Source organism: Ramlibacter sp. JJN2-2R, from assembly GCF_057747835.1.
Genome location: NZ_CM173226.1, coordinates 746,726 through 765,633, shown reverse-complemented (window position 1 = coordinate 765,633; position 18,908 = coordinate 746,726). Strand labels below are relative to the sequence as shown.

The window sequence follows — 18,908 nt, the reverse complement described above, 5'->3', positions numbered from 1 at the left end:
GCGGCCTCAGCTTTTCTGGCAGTGCGGGCAGTAGAACGTTGCGCGTTGTCCCTGCCGGATGGCACGAATCGGCGTCGCGCAGACGCGGCATGGTTCGCCCTCCCGTCCGTAGACCATGGCCTCGAGCTGGAAGTAGCCCGATTCGCCGTGCGCGTTGGAGAAGTCGCGCAGGGTGCTGCCGCCACGCTGGACCGCGCGCGCCAGCACGTCCCGGATGGCCGCGTGCAGCCGGCGCGCCCGGGGTCGGCTAATGCGCGAGGCCGCCAGCGTGGGCCGGATGCCGGCCAGGAACAGCGCCTCCGACGCATAGATGTTGCCGACGCCGACCACCACGTCGCCGGCCAGGAGCACCTGCTTGATCGGCGCGCGCCGCTTGCGCAGGGCGGCGTGGAAGGCGATCTCGTCGAAGCCGTCCCCCAGCGGCTCCACGCCAAGCCCCCCAAGCAGCTTGGCCGCCTCGGCCGCCGACTCGTGCGGCGCGTAGACCACGGCGCCGAAGCGCCGCGGATCGTTCAGGCGCAGCACGCCGCGCGTGGTCGCCAGGTCGAAGTGGTCGTGGGCGCCGGGGTCAGGCAGCCGGTCGGCGAAGGCCAGGCTGCCGGACATGCCCAGGTGCAGCAGCAGGACGCCGTCGTCCAGATCCAGCAGCAGGTACTTGCCGCGCCGGCGCACGGCCCGCACGGTGCGCCCTTCCAGCTGCTCGGGCCGGCAGCCCAGCGGCCAGCGCAGGGGCTTGCCCATGCGCACCTGGCGGATGGTGGCGCCCGCGATGCGGTCGGCAAAACTGAGGCGCGTGACCTCGACTTCGGGCAATTCAGGCATCGTCGCCACCGGGCTCCTGCCGCCAATTATGATGGTCCGATGAAGCCCAGACTCCGCCTGCTCTCGGGCGCGATGTTGCTGCTCGCGCTCGCGCAGGCACCGCATGCGCAGACAGCCACCAGCGACACCACGGAACCGCCCCCCACGCCCAGCGCCCTGGACGCCGAGTTGTTCTACGAGCTGCTGCTCGGCGAGCTGACCGCGCAGGGCAACGAGCCCTCCGCGGGGTTTGCGCTGGTGCTGGACGCGGCGCGCAAGACCAACGACCCGGCGCTGTACCAGCGCGCGGTCGAGATCGCGTTCCAGAACCGCTCGGGCGATGCCGCCCTGCAGGCCGCGCGCGCCTGGGCCCAGGCCTGGCCCGATTCGCGCGAGGCCAACCGCTACGTGCTGCAGATCCTGCTGGCCCTCAACCGGGTGACGGAAAGCGCCGAGCCGCTGCGCGCGGAGCTGGCGCTCACGCAGCCCAAGGACCGCGCCGCGACCCTGGGCGCCATCCCCCGGCTCTATGCCCGGGTGAGCGACAAGAAGCTGGCCGCGAACGTGGTCGAACAGGCCCTGGCCGACGCGCTGGCGCAGCCGGCCACGGCGGCGCCGGCATGGACCGCGGTGGGCCGCGTGCGGCTGGCCGCCGGCGACACGGCCGGCGCCCTCGACGCCGCCCGGCGCGGCCAGGCCGCGGACCCGCGCTCGGAGAGCCCGGCGCTGCTGGCGCTCGAACTGATGGACCCCAAGCAGCCGCAGGCCGAGGGGCTGGTGCGCAGGTACATGGAGGGCAAGCCGCTGCCGCAGCTGCGCATGGGCTACGCCCGCGCCCTGCTGGACGCGCAGCGCTACGCCGAATCGCGCCACCAGCTGCAGCTGGTGACCAGCGAGGCGCCCGACCTCCCCGAGGCCTGGCTGGTCCTGGGCACGCTGCAGATGCAGGACAGCCAGCTGGCGCAGGCGGAAGCCTCGCTCAAGCGCTATGTGGAACTCGCGCAGGCGCAGCGCAGCGCCGAGGAGCGCAGCCGCGGCCTCGCGCAGGCCTACCTGGTGCTGGCGCAGATCGCCGAGAAGCGGCGCGACTACGCCGCGGCCACCGCCTGGCTGGACAAGATCGACAACGCGCAGGACCTGGTCACGGCGCAGAGCCGGCGGGCCTCGATCCTCGCGGCGCAAGGGCGCATGGACGAGGCGCGCAAGCTGATCCGCGGCCTGCCCGAGCGCAGCCCGAACGATGCGCGCATGAAGCTCAACGCCGAGGTCCAGCTGCTGCGCGACGCCAAGCAGTACCGTGCCGCGTACGACCTGCTGGGCCGCGCCGTCGCCAAGGAGCCGCGCGACGTCGACCTGCTGTACGACCAGGCCATGCTGGCCGAGAAGCTCAACGACGTGCCCGGCATGGAGAAGCTGCTGCGGCAGGTCATCGCCATCAAGCCCGACTACCACCACGCGTACAACGCGCTGGGCTACTCGCTTGCCGAGCGTGGCGTGCGGCTGCCCGAGGCGCGGCAGCTGGTGCAGAAGGCGCTGGAGTTCGCCCCCGGCGATCCGTTCATCAGCGACAGCCTCGGCTGGGTGGAGTTCCGCATGGGGAACAAGGCCGAGGCGCTGCGCATCCTTGAGGCCGCGTACAAGGAGCGGCCGGATCCGGAGATCGCCGCCCACCTGGGCGAGGTCCTGTGGAGCCTGGGCCAGCGCGAGAAGGCCCAGGGCATCTGGCGCGAAGGCCTGCTGCTGGCCCCCGACAACGAAAGCCTGCAGGACACGCTCAAGCGCCTGCGCGTCAAGCCATGAGGCGGCGCATCGCCTCGCTGGCGCTGGCGGCCGGCCTGGCCGCGGCGCTCGGCGGCTGTGCAGTGCCACCGAAGCTGGCCGCGCCGGGCGAGCTGCTGCGCACCGGCCGCCTCGCGCTGTCGCTGCAGGAGCAGCCGGGGCAGTCGTTCTCCGCCGGCTTCGAGCTGCGCGGCCGGCCCGAGGCGGGCGAGCTGTCGCTGTTCAACCCGCTGGGAGGCACCATCGCGCTGCTGCGCTGGCAGCCGGGCCACGCCACGCTGGAATCGCAGGGCCGCGAGCAGCAGCAGTTCCCGTCGCTGGATGCGATGGTCCAGCAGGTCACCGGGGCGGTGATCCCGGTGGCGGCGCTGTTCGACTGGCTCGAGGGCCGCGCCACGCCCGTACCGGGCTGGGAGCCGGACCTGTCCGCGCTGGCGGACGGCCGCGTCCGCGCCCGCCGGGTGCAGCCGCCGCCGGCGGCCGACCTGCGCGTCGTGCTGGACGCCCGCTGACGCGATGCGCGCGCTGTACGACCTGCCGGCGCCGGCCAAGATCAACCTGTTCCTGCACATCACCGGGCGGCGCGACGACGGCTACCACCTGCTGCAGTCGGTCTTCGTGCTGCTGGACTGGCACGACACGCTGCATGCCGAGCTGCGGCCGCACGGCGCGCTCAGCCGCCAGGACATTGGCACCCCGGTGCCGGCGGACGACCTGGTGCTGCGCGCCGCCCGGGCGCTGCAGGCGGCCACCGGCACCACCGCCGGCGCGCACCTCACCCTGGACAAGCGCCTGCCGGCGCAGGCCGGCCTGGGCGGAGGCTCATCGGACGCCGCCACCTGCCTGCTGGCGCTGAACCGGCTGTGGCACACGGGCCTATCGCTGGCGCAGCTGGAGCGCATCGGCCTGCAGCTCGGGGCGGACGTGCCGTTCTTCCTGCGCGGCCGCGCCGGCTGGGTCGAGGGCATCGGCGAGGAGATCACGCCCGTGCACGTGCCGCCGAGCCGCTTCCTGCTGGTCAAGCCGCCGCAGGGACTGGAGACGGCGGCGATCTTTCGACACCCGGACCTGCGACGTGACAGCGAGCCTGCTATACTCTCGGGCTTTGCTGCAGACCCGCTGCAATTTGGCCGCAATGACCTGCAGCCGGTGGCCGAGCAGCTCTGCCCGCAAGTGGGCCAGGCGCTGGCCTGGCTGGCGGCGCAGGGGCTGAACGGCCGCATGAGCGGATCCGGCAGTGCGGTGTTCGCGCCGCTTCCCGCGGGGCAGGTGCCCGCGGGCAAGCCGCCCGGATGGGAGCACTGGATCGTGCGGGAATGCAGCAGCATGGAAGTCCACCCCCTGGTGGGATGGGCTTCCAGCGACGATTCATCGGTGGGCCGTTGATCGCAACGGAGCACCCGTGTAGGGGAGTCGCCAAGTTGGTTAAGGCACCGGATTTTGATTCCGGCATGCGAGGGTTCGAGTCCTTCCTCCCCTGCCAAGGTTTTCGGGTCACCACCCGATCCGTGGCGATGCACCGCGAGGTGCGCCATGGTTGACGAAACAGTGTTCGACCCCCTCCACCCTCACTGATCGCTGGGTCCTTTCATGCAGGCTCTCCCGCACCCCGACTTCATGGTCTTCACCGGCAACGCCAATCCGGCGCTGGCGGCGGAGATCGCGGGCCACCTGGGCATCTCGCTGGGCGCCGCGAGCGTCGGCCGGTTCTCCGACGGCGAAGTCACGGTCGAGATCAACACGAACGTGCGCGCCCGCGACGTGTTCGTGGTGCAGTCCACCTGCGCGCCGACCAACGAGAACCTGATGGAGCTGCTGATCATGGTCGACGCGCTCAAGCGCGCCTCGGCCGAGCGGATCAGCGCCGTGATCCCGTATTTCGGCTATGCCCGCCAGGACCGCCGCCCGCGCTCCTCGCGCGTGCCGATCTCGGCCAAGGTGGTGGCCAACCTGCTGCAGACGGTGGGCGTCTCGCGCGTGCTGACGATGGACCTGCACGCCGACCAGATCCAGGGCTTCTTCGACATCCCGGTGGACAACATCTACGCCTCGCCGGTGCTGCTGCACGACGTGCGCTCGAAGAACTACGAGAACCTGATCGTGGTGTCGCCCGACGTCGGCGGGGTGGTGCGCGCCCGGGCGCTGGCCAAGCAGCTGGGCACCGACCTGGCGATCATCGACAAGCGCCGGCCCAAGGCCAACGTGAGCGAGGTGATGCACGTCATCGGCGAGATCGACGGCCGCAACTGCGTGATCATGGACGACATGATCGACACCGCCGGCACGCTGGTGAAGGCGGCCGAGGTGCTCAAGGAGCGCGGGGCCAAGAAGGTGTATGCCTACTGCACGCACCCGATCTTCTCGGGCCCGGCCATCGAGCGCATCGCCAAGGGCAGCGCGCTCGACGAGGTCGTGGTCACCAACACCATCCCGCTGTCGGACGCCGCTCGCGGCTGCAGCAAGATCCGCCAGCTCACCGTGGCGCCGCTGATCGCCGAGACGATCCAGCGCATCGCCAAGGGCGAGTCGGTGATGAGTTTGTTCTCGGACCAGGAGAACCTGTTCTGAGGCAATGAGCGGGCGCGGCAACCGCCGCGCCCTTGTTTGAACCGGAGTCACACTGGTCGCGGTGGACTCTTCACGGAGCCAATCATGAAATTCGTCGCCTTCGAGCGAGCCAAGCAGGGAACGGGTGCGAGCCGCCGTCTGCGCAACACGGGCAAGACGCCCGGCATCATCTACGGCGGGGCCGGCGAGCCCCAGCTGATCGAGCTGGACCACAACGCGCTGTGGCACGCCCTGAAGAAGGAAGCGTTCCACTCCACCATCCTCGAGATGGAACTGGGCGGCAAGACCAGCAAGGTCCTGCTGCGCGACGTGCAGATGCACCCGTTCCGCCAGCTGGTGCTGCACATCGACTTCCAGCGCGTGGACGCCAAGACCAAGCTGCACATGAAGGTGCCGGTGCACTACGTGAAGGCCGAGGAATCGCAGGCCGTCAAGTTCGAGCACTGCGTGGTCAACCACGTGATCTCCGAGCTGGACATCTCCTGCCTGCCGGGCGACCTGCCCGAGTTCATCGAGGTGGACCTGTCGGAGCTGAAGAAGGGCATGTCGCTGCACCTGTCCGACATCAAGCTGCCCAAGGGCGTGACGGCCGTCACCCACGGCAAGAAGGACCCGGTGCTGGTCTCGGTGGTCGCCACCGGCGGCGGCGACGAGGCTGCCGCCACCGACGCTGCTGCGGCCGCCCCGGCCGCCGATGCGAAGGCCGCGCCCGCCAAGGACGCCAAGGCTGCCGCCCCGGCCGCCAAGGACGCCAAGAAGAAGTAAGTCCCTTCAGCTGAAGGACGAGGGCCCGCTTCGGCGGGCCCTTTTGCATTCCGGCGCCCTCTTCTTTCGACTTACCATCGCCCGATGATCAAGCTCTTCGTCGGCCTGGGCAATCCGGGCCCCGAGTACGAGGCCACCCGCCACAACGCCGGCTTCTGGTGGATCGACGCGCTGGCACGCGAGCTCAAGCTGCACCTGGCCGCGGACCGCTCCTACCACGGGCTGGTCGCGCGCGGCACCGTGCATGGCCAGGCCGTCTGGCTGCTCGAGCCGCAGACCTTCATGAACCTCTCGGGCAAGTCCGTGGCGGCGCTGGCCCGGTTCTTCAAGATCGCCCCGCAGGAGATCCTGGTCGTCCACGACGAACTCGACGTCGTGCCCGGGCAGGCCAAGCTCAAGTTCGGCGGCAGCCACGCCGGCCACAACGGCCTGCGCGACATCCATGCCCAGCTGGGCACGGGCGACTACTGGCGCCTGCGCCTCGGCATCGGCCACCCCGGCGTGAAGTCCGAGGTGGTCAACTGGGTGCTCAAGAAGCCCTCGCCCGAGCAGCGCGAGGCGATCGAAGGCTGCGTCGACCGCACGCTCAAGGCCGTCCCGGCCCTGCTGGCCGGCGAGATGGACAAGGCCACGCTGATCGTGCACACCAGCAAGCCCCCGCGACCGAAGCCGCCACGGCCGAGCGAGGACTGACCACCAACGATGGCGGGAGGGAGGACCACCATGCACCCCGCACGAGCGACCATCCTGCTCGCCTTCTGCGCCGCCACGGCCGCGCAGGCCCAGGCCATCTACCGCTGCGGCGACAGCTACTCGCAGCAGCCCTGCCCCGGCGGCACGGCCGTCGCCACGCCGCCGCCCGCGCCCTCGCCCGCCGACCGCTCGCAGGCCACGGCCGCGACCGCGCGCGACGCGCGCCTGGCCGATGCGCTGGAAAAACAGCGCCTGCAGCGCGAAGCGCAGGCACAGGTCCGGCCGTCGCTGGATGCGCCCGCGCCAGGGGTGGCGCCGGACACCGCCCTGTCCGAGCACCAATGGCCCGAGAAGGCCGGCACCCGCAAGCTCGACGTGTTCACCGCCTCCGTGCCGGGCAGCCGCGAGAAGGGCAAGAAGGACAAGGCGACCGCCAAGCCCGGGAAGGCATCGGCCAGCAAGGCCGCCAAGAAAAACGAGAAGGCGAAGGAACCAACCGCGTCCGCGCCCGGCACGCCGCGCCAGGTGCAGCCCGCCCCCGTCAAGGCCGCCGCGGCGCGGCGTTAGCCCGCCGCGGGCGACGGTGGCGTTTCAGGGCCGGCCGCGGCCGGCGCCGCCTGGCCCGTCAGCCGGCGGTACTTCTGCCACAGCGTTTCGCGGTCCTCGACCCGGCGCGGGTCGACCGGGATGCAGGCGACCGGGCAGACCTGCACGCACTGGGGCTGGTCGAAGTGGCCGACGCATTCGGTGCACTTGTCCGGATCGATCTGGTAGATCTCGGGGCCCAGCGAGATGGCCTCGTTGGGGCACTCGGGCTCGCACACGTCGCAGTTGATGCACTCGTCGGTGATCATCAATGCCATGTGGAAGTCCTTGCCCGTTCGCCCGTGTGTGCTGTTCTGGCATTATCCCCGGCTGCATGAGCGTCTTCCTGGTCAAGCGCCTGATCACCCTGATTGCGACGCTGGTAGGCGCCTCCATCGTGGTGTTCCTGGTGCTGGAGATCCTGCCCGGCAACGCGGCCCAGATCCTGATGGGCCCGGATGCCTCGCCCGAGGCGGTGCAGGCGCTCGCCGTCCAGCTCGGCATCGACCACCCACCGCTGGAGCGCTACGTGCACTGGATCGGCGGCCTGCTCACCGGCGACCTGGGCAACAGCTACGCCTACAGCACCCCGGTCGCCGAACTCGTGGCCGAGCGCCTGGCCCTCACCGTGCCGCTGGCCTTCATGGCGATGGCCATCACCGCCGCCATCGCCCTGGCCGCCGGCATCTATGCCGCCGCCCGCCACGACAAGCTGGGGGACGTCGGCGTGATGGGGCTGTCGCAGATCGGCATCGCCATCCCGAACTTCTGGTTCGCCATCCTGCTGATCCTGCTGTTCTCGGTGCACCTGAAGTGGTTCTCGGCCGGCGGCTTCCCGGGCTGGTCAGAAGGCCTGCTGCCTGGCCTGCGCGCGCTGCTGCTGCCCGCGCTGTCGCTGGCCGTGGTGCAGTCCGCGATCCTGGCGCGCATCACCCGCTCGGCCGTGCTGGACGTGCTGCGCGAGGACTTCGTGCGCACCGCGCGCGCCAAGGGCCTGTCCGAGCGCGCGACGCTGTGGGGCCACGTGCTGCGCAACGCGATGATCCCGGTCGTCACCGTGATGGGCCTGCAGTTCGCCGAACTCCTGGCCGGCACCATCGTGGTGGAAAGCGTGTTCTACCTGCCGGGCCTGGGCCGGCTCATCTTCCAGTCCATCTCCAACCGCGACCTGATCGTGGTGCGCAACTGCGTGATGCTGCTGGCCGCCATGGTGGTCGTCGTCAACTTCGTGGTCGACCTGCTGTACGCCGGCATCGACCCGCGCGTGAAGGCGAGCGACATATGAGCGCGGTGCTGCCCACGCCGGCCGCCCCGCCCGTGCCGGGCTTCTGGCGCCGCGCCCTGCGCCACCGCAGCTTCATGGTCGGCGCCGTCCTTACCCTGCTCGTGGTGGCCGCCGCGGCGCTGTCGCTGGCGTGGACGCCGCACTCGCCGTACGACGTGGACATGGGCGCCAGGCTGCTGCCCCCGGGCGCGGCGCACTGGCTCGGCACCGACGCATTCGGGCGCGACGAGGTGTCGCTGCTGCTGGTGGGCGCGCGCGCCTCCATCCTGGTGGGCGTGGTCGCCGTGGGCATCGGCCTGCTGGCCGGCACGGCGCTCGGCCTGCTCGCCTCCGCGCGCCGCGGCTGGGTCGAGGAGGTGATCATGCGCGTGGCCGACTTCGGCTTCGCCTTTCCCGCCATCCTGTCGGCCATCATGCTGACCGCGGTGTTCGGGCCCGGCATGGTCAACGCGATCATCGCCATCGGCATCTACAACATCCCGACCTTCGCGCGCATCACGCGCGCGTCGGCCAACGCGGTGTGGGGGCGCGAGTTCGTGCTTGCCGCCCGCGCCTGCGGCAAGGGTCCCGCCAGCATCACGATCGAACACGTGCTGCCCAACATCGCCTCGGTGCTCATCGTGCAGGCGACCATCCGCTTCGCGATCGCCATCCTCGCGGAGGCGGCGCTGTCGTACCTCGGCCTGGGCACGCAGCCGCCGCAGCCCTCGTGGGGACGCATGCTGAGCGAGGCGCAGACGCTGATGTTCCAGGCACCGCTGCTGGCGGTCTTCCCCGGCGTGGCGATCGCCGTCGCCGTGCTCGGCCTGAACCTGCTGGGCGACGGCTTGCGCGACCTGCTCGATCCGCGCCTGGCCCGAAAGCGCTGAATCCGGATGCCGCTGCTCGAAGTCCGCGACCTCGCCATCGTGCTGCAGACGCAGCGCGGTCCGGCGCGGGCCGTGCGCGACGTCAGCTTCACGCTGGAGCGGGGCCAGACGCTCGGGCTGGTCGGCGAATCCGGCTGCGGCAAGTCGATCACGGCGATGTCGCTGCTGGGCCTGCTGCCCGACAGCGCCCGCGTCACCGGCAGCATCCGCTTCGACGGCCAGGAGCTGGTGGGCCTGCCGGAGCCGCGCCTGTGCGAGCTGCGCGGCGACCGCATCGGCATGGTGTTCCAGGAGCCGATGACGGCGCTCAACCCGGTGCACACGATCGGCCACCAAGTGGCCGAGCCGCTGCGGCTGCACCGCGGCCTGTCCGCCGCGGCGGCGCGCAAGGAGGCCATCGCGCTGCTGGACCGGGTCGGCATCCCCGACGCGGCCCGCCGCTTCGACGCCCATCCGCACCAGTTCTCCGGCGGCCAGCGCCAGCGCATCACGATCGCCATGGCGCTGGCCTGCGGCCCTGACCTGTTGATCGCCGACGAACCCACCACGGCCCTGGACGTGACGATCCAGCAGCAGATCCTGGCCCTCATCCGCGAACTCGTGGCCGAACGGGGGATGGCCCTCATCCTGATCTCGCACGACCTCGGGGTGGTGGCGCAGAACGTGCAACGCACGCTGGTCATGTACGGCGGCTCCGTCGTCGAGAGCGGACCGACCGCGCAGGTGTTCGCGCACCGTGCCCATCCTTACACGCTGGGCCTGTTCGGCGCCCGCCCGCAGCTGGCGGCCGTGCGCGCCGCACGACTGGCCACCATTGCCGGCACCGTGCCCGACCTGGTGGACCTGCCGCCCGGCTGCCCGTTCGCGGGCCGCTGCCGCTTCACGGTCGACGCGTGCCACACCACCGTGCCGCCCCCGCTCGAGGTGGGCCCGGGCCACCTCGCCCGCTGCATCCGGCTCGATGCCGTCGCGGCGGCGCAGGAGCGCGCCACCGCATGACCGCGCCGCTGCTCCAGGTGGAAGACCTCACGCGGCACTACACGCTGCCGCGCGAGTCGCTGTTCGCGCCGCCGCCCACCGTGCAGGCGCTGCAGGGCGTGAGCTTCACCATCCACGCCGGCCGCAGCCTGGGCATCGTGGGCGAATCCGGATCGGGCAAGTCGACGCTCGCGCGCCTGGTGATGGCGCTGGACAAGCCGACCTCGGGGCGCGTGCGGATGGACGGGCGCGACCTGCACGCCCTGCCCACGGACGAACTGCGCCGCGCGCGGCGCGACTTCCAGATGGTCTTCCAGGACCCGTACGGCTCGCTCGACCCGCGACAGACGGTCGAGCGCATCGTCACCGAACCGCTCTCGGCCCAGGGCGGCACGACGGCGGCCGAGCGCCAGCGGCTCGCGGCGGACGTGCTCGACTCGGTGGGGCTGCGCCGCAACGACCTGGCCAAGTACCCGCACGAGTTCTCGGGCGGCCAGAGGCAGCGCATCGCGATCGCCCGCGCCCTGGTCACGCGCCCGCGCCTGATCGTGGCGGACGAACCCGTGAGCGCCCTGGACGTGTCCGTGCAGGCCCAGGTCCTGAACCTCATGCAGGACCTGCAGCAGGCGTTCGGCGTCACCTACATGCTGATCAGCCACGACCTCGCGGTGGTCAACCACCTGTGCGACGACGTCGCGGTGCTCTGGCAGGGACGCATCGTGGAGCAGGGCCCACCCGCGCGGCTGTTCCAGGCCGCCCAACACCCCTACACGCAGGCGCTGCTGGCCGCGGTGCCGCGGGCCGAGCCACCGGCGACGCCGTGAGCAATCCCTCTTGCCTTGCCTCGGCCAAGTCGGGGATGATGCATCGCACCCGCGGGCCGCTGCGCCCGCCCGACCCTTTCGTTTGAACCTCCCTGGAGCCTCGACATGCTGAACCGACGGACCGTCCTGTCTTCCGCCGCCCTCGCCGGCCTTCCGCTGGCCCTGCCCGAGCTCGCATGGGCGCAGGGCCGCAAGGACGCGGTGGTGCTCGCGATGGCGCTCGAGCCCAGCCCCGGCCTGGATCCCACGGGCGGCGCGGCCTCCTCGATCGGCGAGGTGACCCTCTACAACATCTACGAGACGCTCACCAAGATCAATGCCGACGGCAGCGTCACCCCGCTGCTGGCCGAGGGCTGGGAAGTCTCGCCGGACCTCACGACCTACACGTTCCGGCTGCGCAAGGGCGTCAGGTTCCACAACGGCGAGCCGTTCAACGCCCAGGCGGTCAAGTTCTCGTTCGACCGCGCCGGTGGCGACAAGAGCACCAACAAGGACAAGCGCACCTTCGCCGCGCTCACCACGCGCGTGGTCGACGACCACACCGTGGTCGTGCTGACCAAGGAGATCGATCCCGATTTCCCGTTCCTGCTCGGGCAGGCCACGGCCATCATCGTCGAGCCCAAGAGCGCCGACACCAACGCCACCAAGCCGGTGGGAACCGGCCCCTACAAGCTGGAAAACTGGGTCAAGGGCTCGTCGGTCACGCTGGGCAAGTGGGACGGCTACCGCAACGCCGCGGCCATCAAGCTCAAGCGCGCGACGTTCCGCTTCATCCCGGATCCGGCGGCGCAGGTCGCGGCGCTGCTGGCCGGCGACGTGGACGTCTTCGCGCGCGTCACGCCGCGCAGCGTGCCGCAGTTCAAGGACAACCCGAGGTTCCAGGTGCTGGTGGGCGGCTCGCGCGCCAAGACCATCCTGGCGATGAACAACAAGAAGAAGCCCCTGGACGACGTGCGCGTGCGCCGCGCCATCGCGGCGGCGATCGACCGCAAGGCGGTCATCCAGGGCGCCGGCGACGGCTACGGCGTGCCGATCGGCAGCCACTACGTGCCCGGCGCCTTCGGCTACGTCGACACCACGGGGGTGAATCCCTACAACCCGGACAAGGCGCGTGCGCTGCTCAAGGAAGCCGGCGTCACCACCCCGCTGGAGCTGACGATCACGCTGCCGCCGCCGCCGTACGCGCGCCAGGGTGGCGAGGTCATCGCCTCGCAGCTGTCCAAGGTGGGCATCACGGCCAAGCTGCAGAACGTCGAATGGGCGCAGTGGCTCTCGGGCGTGTACGGCAACAAGAACTACGACATGACGATCATCTCCCACGTCGAGCCGTTCGACCTGGGCAACTTCGCCAAGCCGGACTACTACTGGAACTACCAGAACCCCAAGTTCAACGAGATCTACGCCCGCATCAAGACCGCGCAGCGTCCCGCCGACCGGGCCAAGCTGCTGGCCGACGCGCAGCGGCTCATCGCCGAGGACAGCGTGCACGCGTTCCTGTACCAGCCACAGTGGATCACCGTGGCCAACCGCAACGTCAAGGGACTGTGGAAGGACATGCCCATCTTCTGCAACGATCTCTCGGCCATGTCCTGGGCCTGACCGGGTTGCGCGCATGACAGGGCAGTCCACGGGCCATGCGCTGCATGAGCTTTCCGCCGGCGAGTTGATCGCCGGGTACCGCCGGCGCGAGTTCTCGCCGGTCGACGCCACGCGCGCCGTCCTCGGCCACATCGAGCGCTGGGAGCGGCACCTGCAGGCGCTATACCTGCTGCGCCCCGAGCGCGCGCTCGAGCAGGCGCGCGCCAGCGAAGCGCGCTGGCTGCGCGGCCAACCGCTGGGCCCCATCGATGGCGTGCCGCTCACCCTGAAGGACAACATCGCCACCGAGGGCGACCCCACGCCGCTGGGCACGTCCGCCGTCGAGCTCGCGCCCGCCCCCGCCGACGCACCGCCGGCCGCGCGCGTGCGCGAATCGGGCGGCGTGCTGGTGGCCAAGACCACCATGCCCGACTACGGCATGCTGTCCTCGGGCGTGTCCAGCTTCCATGCGCTGGCCCGCAATCCGTGGGACCTGACCAAGACTCCCGGCGGCTCCAGTTCCGGCGCGGCGGCGGCGGCGGCGGCCGGCTATGGCCCGCTGCACGTGGGCACCGACATCGGCGGCTCGCTGCGCCTGCCCGCGGGCTGGTGCGGCATCTTCACCCTCAAGCCCAGCCTCGGTCGCATCCCGATCGATCCGCCGTACACGGGGCGTGCGGCCGGACCGATGACGCGCTGCGTCGCCGATGCCGCGCTGTTCATGCAGGTGCTGGCGCGGCCCGACGCGCGCGACAGCATGAGCCTGCCCTGGCAGGACATCGCCTGGGCCGACTTCGATCGCGGCGCGGATCGCCTGCGCGGCCTGCGCATCGGCCTGTTGCTGGACGCCGGCTGCGGCCTGGCGGTGCACCCCGAGGTGCGCGCGGCCGTCGAGGCGGCAGCGCGGGTCTTCGAACAGGCCGGGGCGCAGGTGCAGCCGATGCGGCCATTCCTCACGCGCGCGATGCTCGACGGCATGGACCGCTTCTGGCGCATGCGCTCGCACCTGGACCTGCGGGGCCTGTCGCACGAGCGGCGGCTGGCCGTGCTGCCCTACATCCGCGAGTGGGCCGACAGCGCCGCCGGCATGAGCGGCGAGGCGATGTTCCGCGCTGCGAGCCAGTTCCATGCGACCCGCGTCGCCACCGTGCACGCGTGCAGCGCGTTCGACTTCGTCCTGTCGCCGGTCTCGCCGGTGCCGGCGTTCGCGGCCGGGCTGCCCTCGCCCACCAACGACCCGCTGCGGCCGCTGGAGCACATCGCCTTCACGGTGCCGTTCAACATGTCGGAGCAGCCCGCCGCGTCCATCCACTGCGGCTTCACGTCCGCCGGGCTGCCGATCGGCCTGCAGATCGCCGGGCAGCGGTTCGACGACCTGGGCGTGCTGCAGGTCGCCCGCGCCTACGAACTGCTGCGCGGCCCGCAGCGGCCTTGGCCGCAGCCGCCCTCGGAAGCGCTGGAGCATGTGGACTGACGTCCTGGGCAATCCGGTCACGCTCGAGGGCGGCGGCCACTCGCTAGGTGCGCTGAACGACTTCGTCGAGGGGTTCATCGCCAGCGAGGCACGGGCGGCGGACATCCTGTCGGCCGCCGACGACCCCAGCCCCATCGTGCAGGCGGCCATCGCCGCCGTGCACATGTTCGCCGAGTCCGGCGACGCGGCGCGCAATGCCCGGCCCTTCATCGAGCGGGCGCAAGCGGGATCGGCGAAGGTGACGCCGCGCGAGCGCCGCTTCATCGCCGCCGTGGCCGCCTGGGTCGAGGGCGACGTCCGCGGTGCCATCGCGCTGCACGAGCAGCAGGCGCGCGAGCACCCGCGCGACCTCGCGTCCCTCAAACTCGGGCAATACCACCTGTTCAACCGCGGCGACGCGCCCGGCATGCTGCGGCTGGCGCTCGCCGCGCAGGACGCGGCCGCGGACGTGCCCTACCTGCACGGCATGCTGGCGTTCGGCTGGGAACAGTGCCACGCGCTCGAGCAGGCCGAGGCGGCCGCGCGCACGGCGATGCGGATGCGCCGCAAGGAACCGTGGGCGCACCACGCGCTGGCCCACGTCATGCTCACGCAGGGGCGCCTGCACGAAGGGCACGCGTTCCTGGACGAGGTGTCGGCCACCTGGACCGGCCTGAACTCGTTCATGGCCACCCACAACTGGTGGCACCAGGCACTGTTCGCGCTCGAGCTCGACCGGCCCGACGAGGTGCTGCGCCTGTACGACCGGCAGGTCTGGGGCGTGGCCAAGGACTACAGCCAGGACCAGGTCAACGCCGTGTCGCTGCTCGCGCGCCTGGAGCTGGCCGGTATCGACGTGGGCGATCGCTGGCAGGACGTGGCGGACCACCTGGCGCAGCGCACCGCCGACCAGGTGCTGCCGTTCCTCGACCTGCAGTACCTGCTGGGGCTGGCGCGCGCCGGACGCGCGCAAGCCGACGCGCTGCTGGAGCGGATCGTCGCGCGCGCGGCCGCCGAACCGCCGGGCGAGCGCGCCTTGCGCGAGGTGGCGGTGCCCGCCGCGCACGGGCTGCTGGCGTGGTCGCGGGGCGAGCACGCGCAGGCCGTCCGGCACCTGGGCCAGGCGCTGCCGCGCATGCAGGAGATCGGCGGCAGCCACGCGCAGCGCGACCTGTTCCACCAGGTCCACCTGGACGCCCTGGTGCGCAGCGGCCAGTTCGTGGGCGCGCAGAACCTGATGCAGCCGCAACTGCGCGCACAGCCGCAGTCGCGTCGCCTGCGCCGGCAGGCGGCGCCCCTGTATGCCGCGCTCGGCCTGGGCGACGTCGCGGAGCAGTTCCTGTGACCACGCTGGTGCTGCTGCCGGGGCTGGCCGGCGATGCGGAGATGTGGCGCGACCAGCTCGCCGGCCTGGCGCCCTGGGCGCCGCAGGTGAGCGACGTCCACATGCGCCATGGCTCGGTCGTGGAGATGGCTGCCGCCCTGCTGGCACGCCATGCCGGCCCGCTGGCGCTGTGCGGCGCGTCGATGGGCGGCATCCTGGCGATGGAGGCGGCGCGCCAGGCACCGGGGCGGGTGCGCGGGCTGGCCCTGCTCGGCACCACCGCGCAGCCCGAGGGCGACGAGATGCGGCTGGTGCGCGAGAAGGCGATCGCCCTGTTCGCGCAGGGCCGCGTCGCCGAGGTGATCGAGCCGAATGCGGCGATGGCCTTCCACCCGCGCCATGCGCAGGACCAGCAGCTGGTGCGGCGCTACGTCGACTTCGTGCTGCGCGCGGGCGCCGAGCAGCTGGTGCGGCAGAACCGGGCCATCCTCGCCCGGCCCGACGCGCGCGCGCACCTGCGCAGCGTGCGCTGCCCGACGCTGGTGATGTGCGGCGAGGACGACCAGCTCACGCCGATCGCGCTGTCGCGCGAGATCGCGTCGCTGGTTCCCGGCGCCGAGTTCGTTGCGGTGCCCCACTGCGGGCACATGCTGACGATGGAGCAGCCGCAGGCGGTGAACGCGCACCTGCGCCGCTGGCTGCAGCGCGTGGCGCCCTAGGAGCCGCCGAGGCTGCGCACCTTCTCGGCCAGGCGCCGCTGCACGGTGGGCGAGACGAACTTGTCGACCTCGCCGCCGAGCACGGCGATCTCGCGCACGAAGGTGCTGCTGATGAACTGGTACTTGTCGCTCGGCGTGAGGAACACGGTCTCCACGTCCGGCATGAGGCTGCGGTTCATGCCCGCGAGCTGGAACTCGTAGTCGAAGTCGGTGACGGCGCGCAGGCCCCGCACCATCGCCTTGCCGCCGCGCGCGACCACGAAGTCGCGCAGCAGGCCCGAGAAGCTCTCGACTTCCACGTCCGGGTAGCCCTTGACGATCTCGCGGCACATGTCCATGCGCTCGGCCAGCGTGAACATCGCCTTCTTGTGGTGGCCCGCCGCCACGGCGACGATCACCTTCTCGAACAGCTGGGTGGCCCGGCGCACCACGTCCTCGTGGCCGAGGGTCATGGGGTCGAAGGTGCCGGGATAGACGGCGATCACGGGAGGGTGGGCCATGGCCTCTGCTTGCGGGACGGGGGTCGGCGGATTATGGACCCGCCGCCTCGGCGCGCCGGATCAGGTGCGCGTGCACCGCGCCGGCCTTGAGGTGGCGCACCAGCGCCAGCCCCTGCGCCTGCAGCGCCGCCTCGGTCCAGGCGTGCGGCGCCTCCAGGTACAGCAGTCCACCGTCGCGCAAAGCCGGCACGGCCGCGGCGACCGACTTGTCGAAAAGGTCCGCCTCGAACGGCGGGTCGAGGAACACGAGGTCCTGGCCGCTGCCCGCCAGCTCCTTCAGGACGCTCAGCCCGTTGGCCCGCCGCACCTCGATCGTCCCGGCCTGCAGCTTCGCCTTCATGGCGCGCAGCGTGGCGACCAGGTCGGGGTCCTGCTCCACCAGCAGCACGTGCGCGGCCCCGCGCGACGCGGCCTCGAAGCCCAGCGCCCCGCTGCCGGCGAACACGTCCACGCAGCGCCAGCCCGCCAGGTCCTGTCCCAGCCAGTTGAACAGCGTCTCGCGCACGCGGTCGGGCGTCGGCCGCAGGCCGGGCTTGTCGGCCACCGGCAGCCGGGTGCGCTTCCAGGTGCCGCCGATGATGCGCACCTCGTGCGCGGCGGTGCGAGCAGGCCGGGGCGCGGCGGCACGGCGCGGCGCCTTCATCCGCGGCAGCCAAGAAAAAGGCGCGGGCCGTGAGGCGCCGCGCCGGAGTCTGTTGAAGGACTTGCCTTGTTGTTGCTCTGGGAAAGAAAAGCCTGTGTGACAGCAGGTGCGCGCATTCTTGAGCAAACGGCGCGCAACGCAACCGTGCGCCCTGTCAGGATTGACAGGCGCATCACGGCTTGGCGGCCGGCGCGGCGCCGACGGACACGGTCACCAGCCGGTTGGGCTGCAGCTTGCGCGCCATCGCCTCGCGCACGTCCTTCATGCTGACCTTGGCCACCTGCGCCGTCCAGGTGTCCAGGTAGCCCAGCGGCAGGTTGTTCCAGGCGATCGACGCCACGTTGTCCAGCAGCTTGCGGTTGCTGTCGATGCGCAGGGCGAAGCCGCCGATCAGGTTGTCCTTGGCCGCCTTCAGTTCGGCGGCCGTCGGCCCGTCGGCCACGAACCGCGCGACCACGTCCTGCGCCAGCGAGATCGCCTGCGCCGCCTGGTCGGGCCGCGTCTGCAGGCCGACCGTGAACGCGCCCGCATGCAGGCCGGGCGCGAAGTAGCTGTAGGCGCTGTACGCCAGGCCGCGCTTCTCGCGCACTTCGTCCGACAGGCGCGAGACCAGCCCGCTGCCGCCCAGGATGTAGTTGCCCACCAGCAGCGGGAAGTAGTCCGGGTCGGCGCGCTTGAAGCCGGGCTGGCCGATCATCACGTGCGCCTGCGCCGACTGGAACGGGATCGCCTGCACCGCGGGTGCGGCCAGCGGGGCGACTTCCGGCACGCTGGGCAACGCCGGGCAGTCGCCCCCCTGCGGCAGGCGGCCAAGCAACTTGGCGGCCAGCGCGTCGGCCTCGGCGCGGGTGACGTTGCCGACGATGCTCACCTTGGCGCGGCAGGGCAGGACATGCGTGCGGTAGAACGCCTGCATGTCGGCGACCTCGATCGCCGCGAGCGACGCCTCGGTCGGCTCGGCGCCGTAGGGATGGGTGCCGAACACGGCCTTCTGGAACGCCTTGGACACGACGGTGCCCGGACGGGTGTCGGCTTCGCGGATCGCCGCGCCGATGCGCTGGCGCTCGCGCGTCCACACGGTGGCCGGGAACGCGGGCTCGCCGAACTGGCGCGCGGCCAAGTGCACGGCCTGCTCGAGCAGCTTGGGATCGGTGAGCGAGCGCAGGCTGAAGCTCATGCGATCGCTGCTGGCATCGCCGCCGAACCCGGCGCCCAGGTCGGCCCAGGATTCGCCGAGCTGGTTCTCGTCCAGCGCCGGCTCGCCGCCGGTGGCCAGCACGCCCTTGCCGGTCATCGAGGCGGTCACGCTCGCCAGGCCCGACTTGCCGGCCGGGTCGCGCCGGCTGCCGCCGTCGAAGTCCACCTGCACGTCGACCATGGGAATGGAATGGCTCTCGACCAGGTACACCTGGGCGCCGCTGGGCTGGCGCCAGTGCTGGATCGGCAGCGCCGCGAGCGCCGAGGTGACGGCGCAGCACGAGAGGATGGTCGCCGCGAGGACGGAACGGAGCATGTTGGAATGGTTCTGGGTCATGGCGGCCGGC

At 71.5% G+C, this 18,908-nt stretch carries 20 protein-coding genes and 1 tRNA gene; 16 read left to right on the top strand and 5 right to left on the bottom strand.

Annotated elements, in window-relative coordinates; genetic code table 11:
* Positions 1–6: 6 nt before the first annotated feature.
* On the bottom strand, positions 7–822 hold the full coding sequence (gene mutM, locus AC3ANR_RS03815) for a bifunctional DNA-formamidopyrimidine glycosylase/DNA-(apurinic or apyrimidinic site) lyase (protein ID WP_488290554.1): 816 nt from the start codon (positions 820–822) through the stop codon (positions 7–9).
* A 39-nt stretch (positions 823–861) separates the two neighbouring features.
* On the opposite strand from mutM, the gene AC3ANR_RS03810 reads away from it, so the two are divergent.
* The 8 genes from AC3ANR_RS03810 (at position 862) to AC3ANR_RS03775 (ending at position 7,173) form a co-directional block, all read left to right on the top strand.
* Positions 862–2,601 (top strand): tetratricopeptide repeat protein, encoded by a 1,740-nt coding sequence (locus AC3ANR_RS03810; protein WP_488290553.1) that lies wholly within the window; start codon positions 862–864, stop codon positions 2,599–2,601.
* Entirely contained in the window at positions 2,598–3,092 is a 495-nt protein-coding gene (locus AC3ANR_RS03805) for an outer membrane lipoprotein LolB (protein WP_488290552.1), read from the top strand. The genes AC3ANR_RS03810 and AC3ANR_RS03805 overlap by 4 nt, the downstream gene beginning before the upstream one ends.
* A gap of 4 nt (positions 3,093–3,096) precedes the next feature.
* Positions 3,097–3,966, top strand: a complete 870-nt coding sequence (locus AC3ANR_RS03800; protein ID WP_488290551.1) for a 4-(cytidine 5'-diphospho)-2-C-methyl-D-erythritol kinase — start codon at positions 3,097–3,099, stop codon at positions 3,964–3,966.
* Between the two features lie 20 nt (positions 3,967–3,986).
* Positions 3,987–4,063: transfer RNA gene (locus tag AC3ANR_RS03795), tRNA-Gln, on the top strand.
* Between the two features lie 107 nt (positions 4,064–4,170).
* The gene (locus tag AC3ANR_RS03790; RefSeq protein WP_488290550.1) at positions 4,171–5,148 is read left to right on the top strand and encodes a ribose-phosphate pyrophosphokinase; all 978 of its coding nucleotides are present in this window, start codon (positions 4,171–4,173) and stop codon (positions 5,146–5,148) included.
* 84 nt (positions 5,149–5,232) lie between these two features.
* Complete coding sequence (locus AC3ANR_RS03785; protein WP_488290549.1) at positions 5,233–5,913, top strand: 50S ribosomal protein L25/general stress protein Ctc; 681 nt, start codon at positions 5,233–5,235, stop codon at positions 5,911–5,913.
* Between the two features lie 84 nt (positions 5,914–5,997).
* Positions 5,998–6,606, top strand: coding sequence for an aminoacyl-tRNA hydrolase (gene pth, locus AC3ANR_RS03780; RefSeq protein ID WP_488290548.1), 609 nt, complete (start codon positions 5,998–6,000; stop codon positions 6,604–6,606).
* 30 nt (positions 6,607–6,636) lie between these two features.
* Positions 6,637–7,173 (top strand): DUF4124 domain-containing protein, encoded by a 537-nt coding sequence (locus AC3ANR_RS03775; protein ID WP_488290547.1) that lies wholly within the window; start codon positions 6,637–6,639, stop codon positions 7,171–7,173.
* On the opposite strand, the gene AC3ANR_RS03770 is transcribed toward AC3ANR_RS03775, so the two are convergent.
* Complete coding sequence (locus AC3ANR_RS03770) at positions 7,170–7,469, bottom strand: YfhL family 4Fe-4S dicluster ferredoxin (protein WP_488290546.1); 300 nt, start codon at positions 7,467–7,469, stop codon at positions 7,170–7,172. The two genes, AC3ANR_RS03775 and AC3ANR_RS03770, sit on opposite strands and share 4 nt — an antisense overlap.
* A 56-nt stretch (positions 7,470–7,525) precedes the next feature.
* Between AC3ANR_RS03770 and AC3ANR_RS03765 the strand changes: the two genes are divergently transcribed.
* From AC3ANR_RS03765 to AC3ANR_RS03730, 8 genes are all read left to right on the top strand, one after another.
* Positions 7,526–8,476, top strand: coding sequence for an ABC transporter permease (locus AC3ANR_RS03765; protein ID WP_488290545.1), 951 nt, complete (start codon positions 7,526–7,528; stop codon positions 8,474–8,476).
* On the top strand, positions 8,473–9,345 hold the full coding sequence (locus AC3ANR_RS03760; RefSeq protein WP_488290544.1) for an ABC transporter permease: 873 nt from the start codon (positions 8,473–8,475) through the stop codon (positions 9,343–9,345). Before AC3ANR_RS03765 ends, AC3ANR_RS03760 begins: the two co-directional genes overlap by 4 nt.
* Before the next feature lie 6 nt (positions 9,346–9,351).
* Positions 9,352–10,344, top strand: coding sequence for an ABC transporter ATP-binding protein (locus tag AC3ANR_RS03755; RefSeq protein ID WP_488290543.1), 993 nt, complete (start codon positions 9,352–9,354; stop codon positions 10,342–10,344).
* Positions 10,341–11,147, top strand: coding sequence for an ATP-binding cassette domain-containing protein (locus AC3ANR_RS03750; protein WP_488290542.1), 807 nt, complete (start codon positions 10,341–10,343; stop codon positions 11,145–11,147). Before AC3ANR_RS03755 ends, AC3ANR_RS03750 begins: the two co-directional genes overlap by 4 nt.
* A gap of 105 nt (positions 11,148–11,252) precedes the next feature.
* Positions 11,253–12,746 carry an ABC transporter substrate-binding protein gene (locus AC3ANR_RS03745; protein ID WP_488290541.1) on the top strand — a complete coding sequence of 498 codons (1,494 nt, stop codon included), beginning with the start codon at positions 11,253–11,255 and terminating at the stop codon, positions 12,744–12,746.
* A 13-nt stretch (positions 12,747–12,759) separates the two neighbouring features.
* A complete protein-coding gene (locus AC3ANR_RS03740; protein WP_488290540.1) occupies positions 12,760–14,199 on the top strand; it encodes an amidase in 1,440 nt (479 codons plus the stop codon).
* A complete protein-coding gene (locus tag AC3ANR_RS03735) occupies positions 14,189–15,523 on the top strand; it encodes a tetratricopeptide repeat protein (protein WP_488290539.1) in 1,335 nt (444 codons plus the stop codon). Before AC3ANR_RS03740 ends, AC3ANR_RS03735 begins: the two co-directional genes overlap by 11 nt.
* Complete coding sequence (locus tag AC3ANR_RS03730; protein ID WP_488290538.1) at positions 15,520–16,221, top strand: alpha/beta fold hydrolase; 702 nt, start codon at positions 15,520–15,522, stop codon at positions 16,219–16,221. The genes AC3ANR_RS03735 and AC3ANR_RS03730 overlap by 4 nt, the downstream gene beginning before the upstream one ends.
* Here AC3ANR_RS03730 and coaD read toward each other — a convergent pair.
* From coaD to AC3ANR_RS03715, 3 genes are all read right to left on the bottom strand, one after another.
* The gene (gene coaD / locus AC3ANR_RS03725; RefSeq protein WP_488290537.1) at positions 16,218–16,721 is read right to left on the bottom strand and encodes a pantetheine-phosphate adenylyltransferase; all 504 of its coding nucleotides are present in this window, start codon (positions 16,719–16,721) and stop codon (positions 16,218–16,220) included. The genes AC3ANR_RS03730 and coaD overlap by 4 nt on opposite strands.
* Before the next feature lie 31 nt (positions 16,722–16,752).
* The gene (rsmD, locus tag AC3ANR_RS03720) at positions 16,753–17,364 is read right to left on the bottom strand and encodes a 16S rRNA (guanine(966)-N(2))-methyltransferase RsmD (protein WP_488290536.1); all 612 of its coding nucleotides are present in this window, start codon (positions 17,362–17,364) and stop codon (positions 16,753–16,755) included.
* Positions 17,365–17,536: 172 nt separating this feature from the next.
* Positions 17,537–18,877, bottom strand: a complete 1,341-nt coding sequence (locus AC3ANR_RS03715) for a M16 family metallopeptidase (RefSeq protein ID WP_488290535.1) — start codon at positions 18,875–18,877, stop codon at positions 17,537–17,539.
* Between the last annotated feature and the right edge of the window lie 31 nt (positions 18,878–18,908).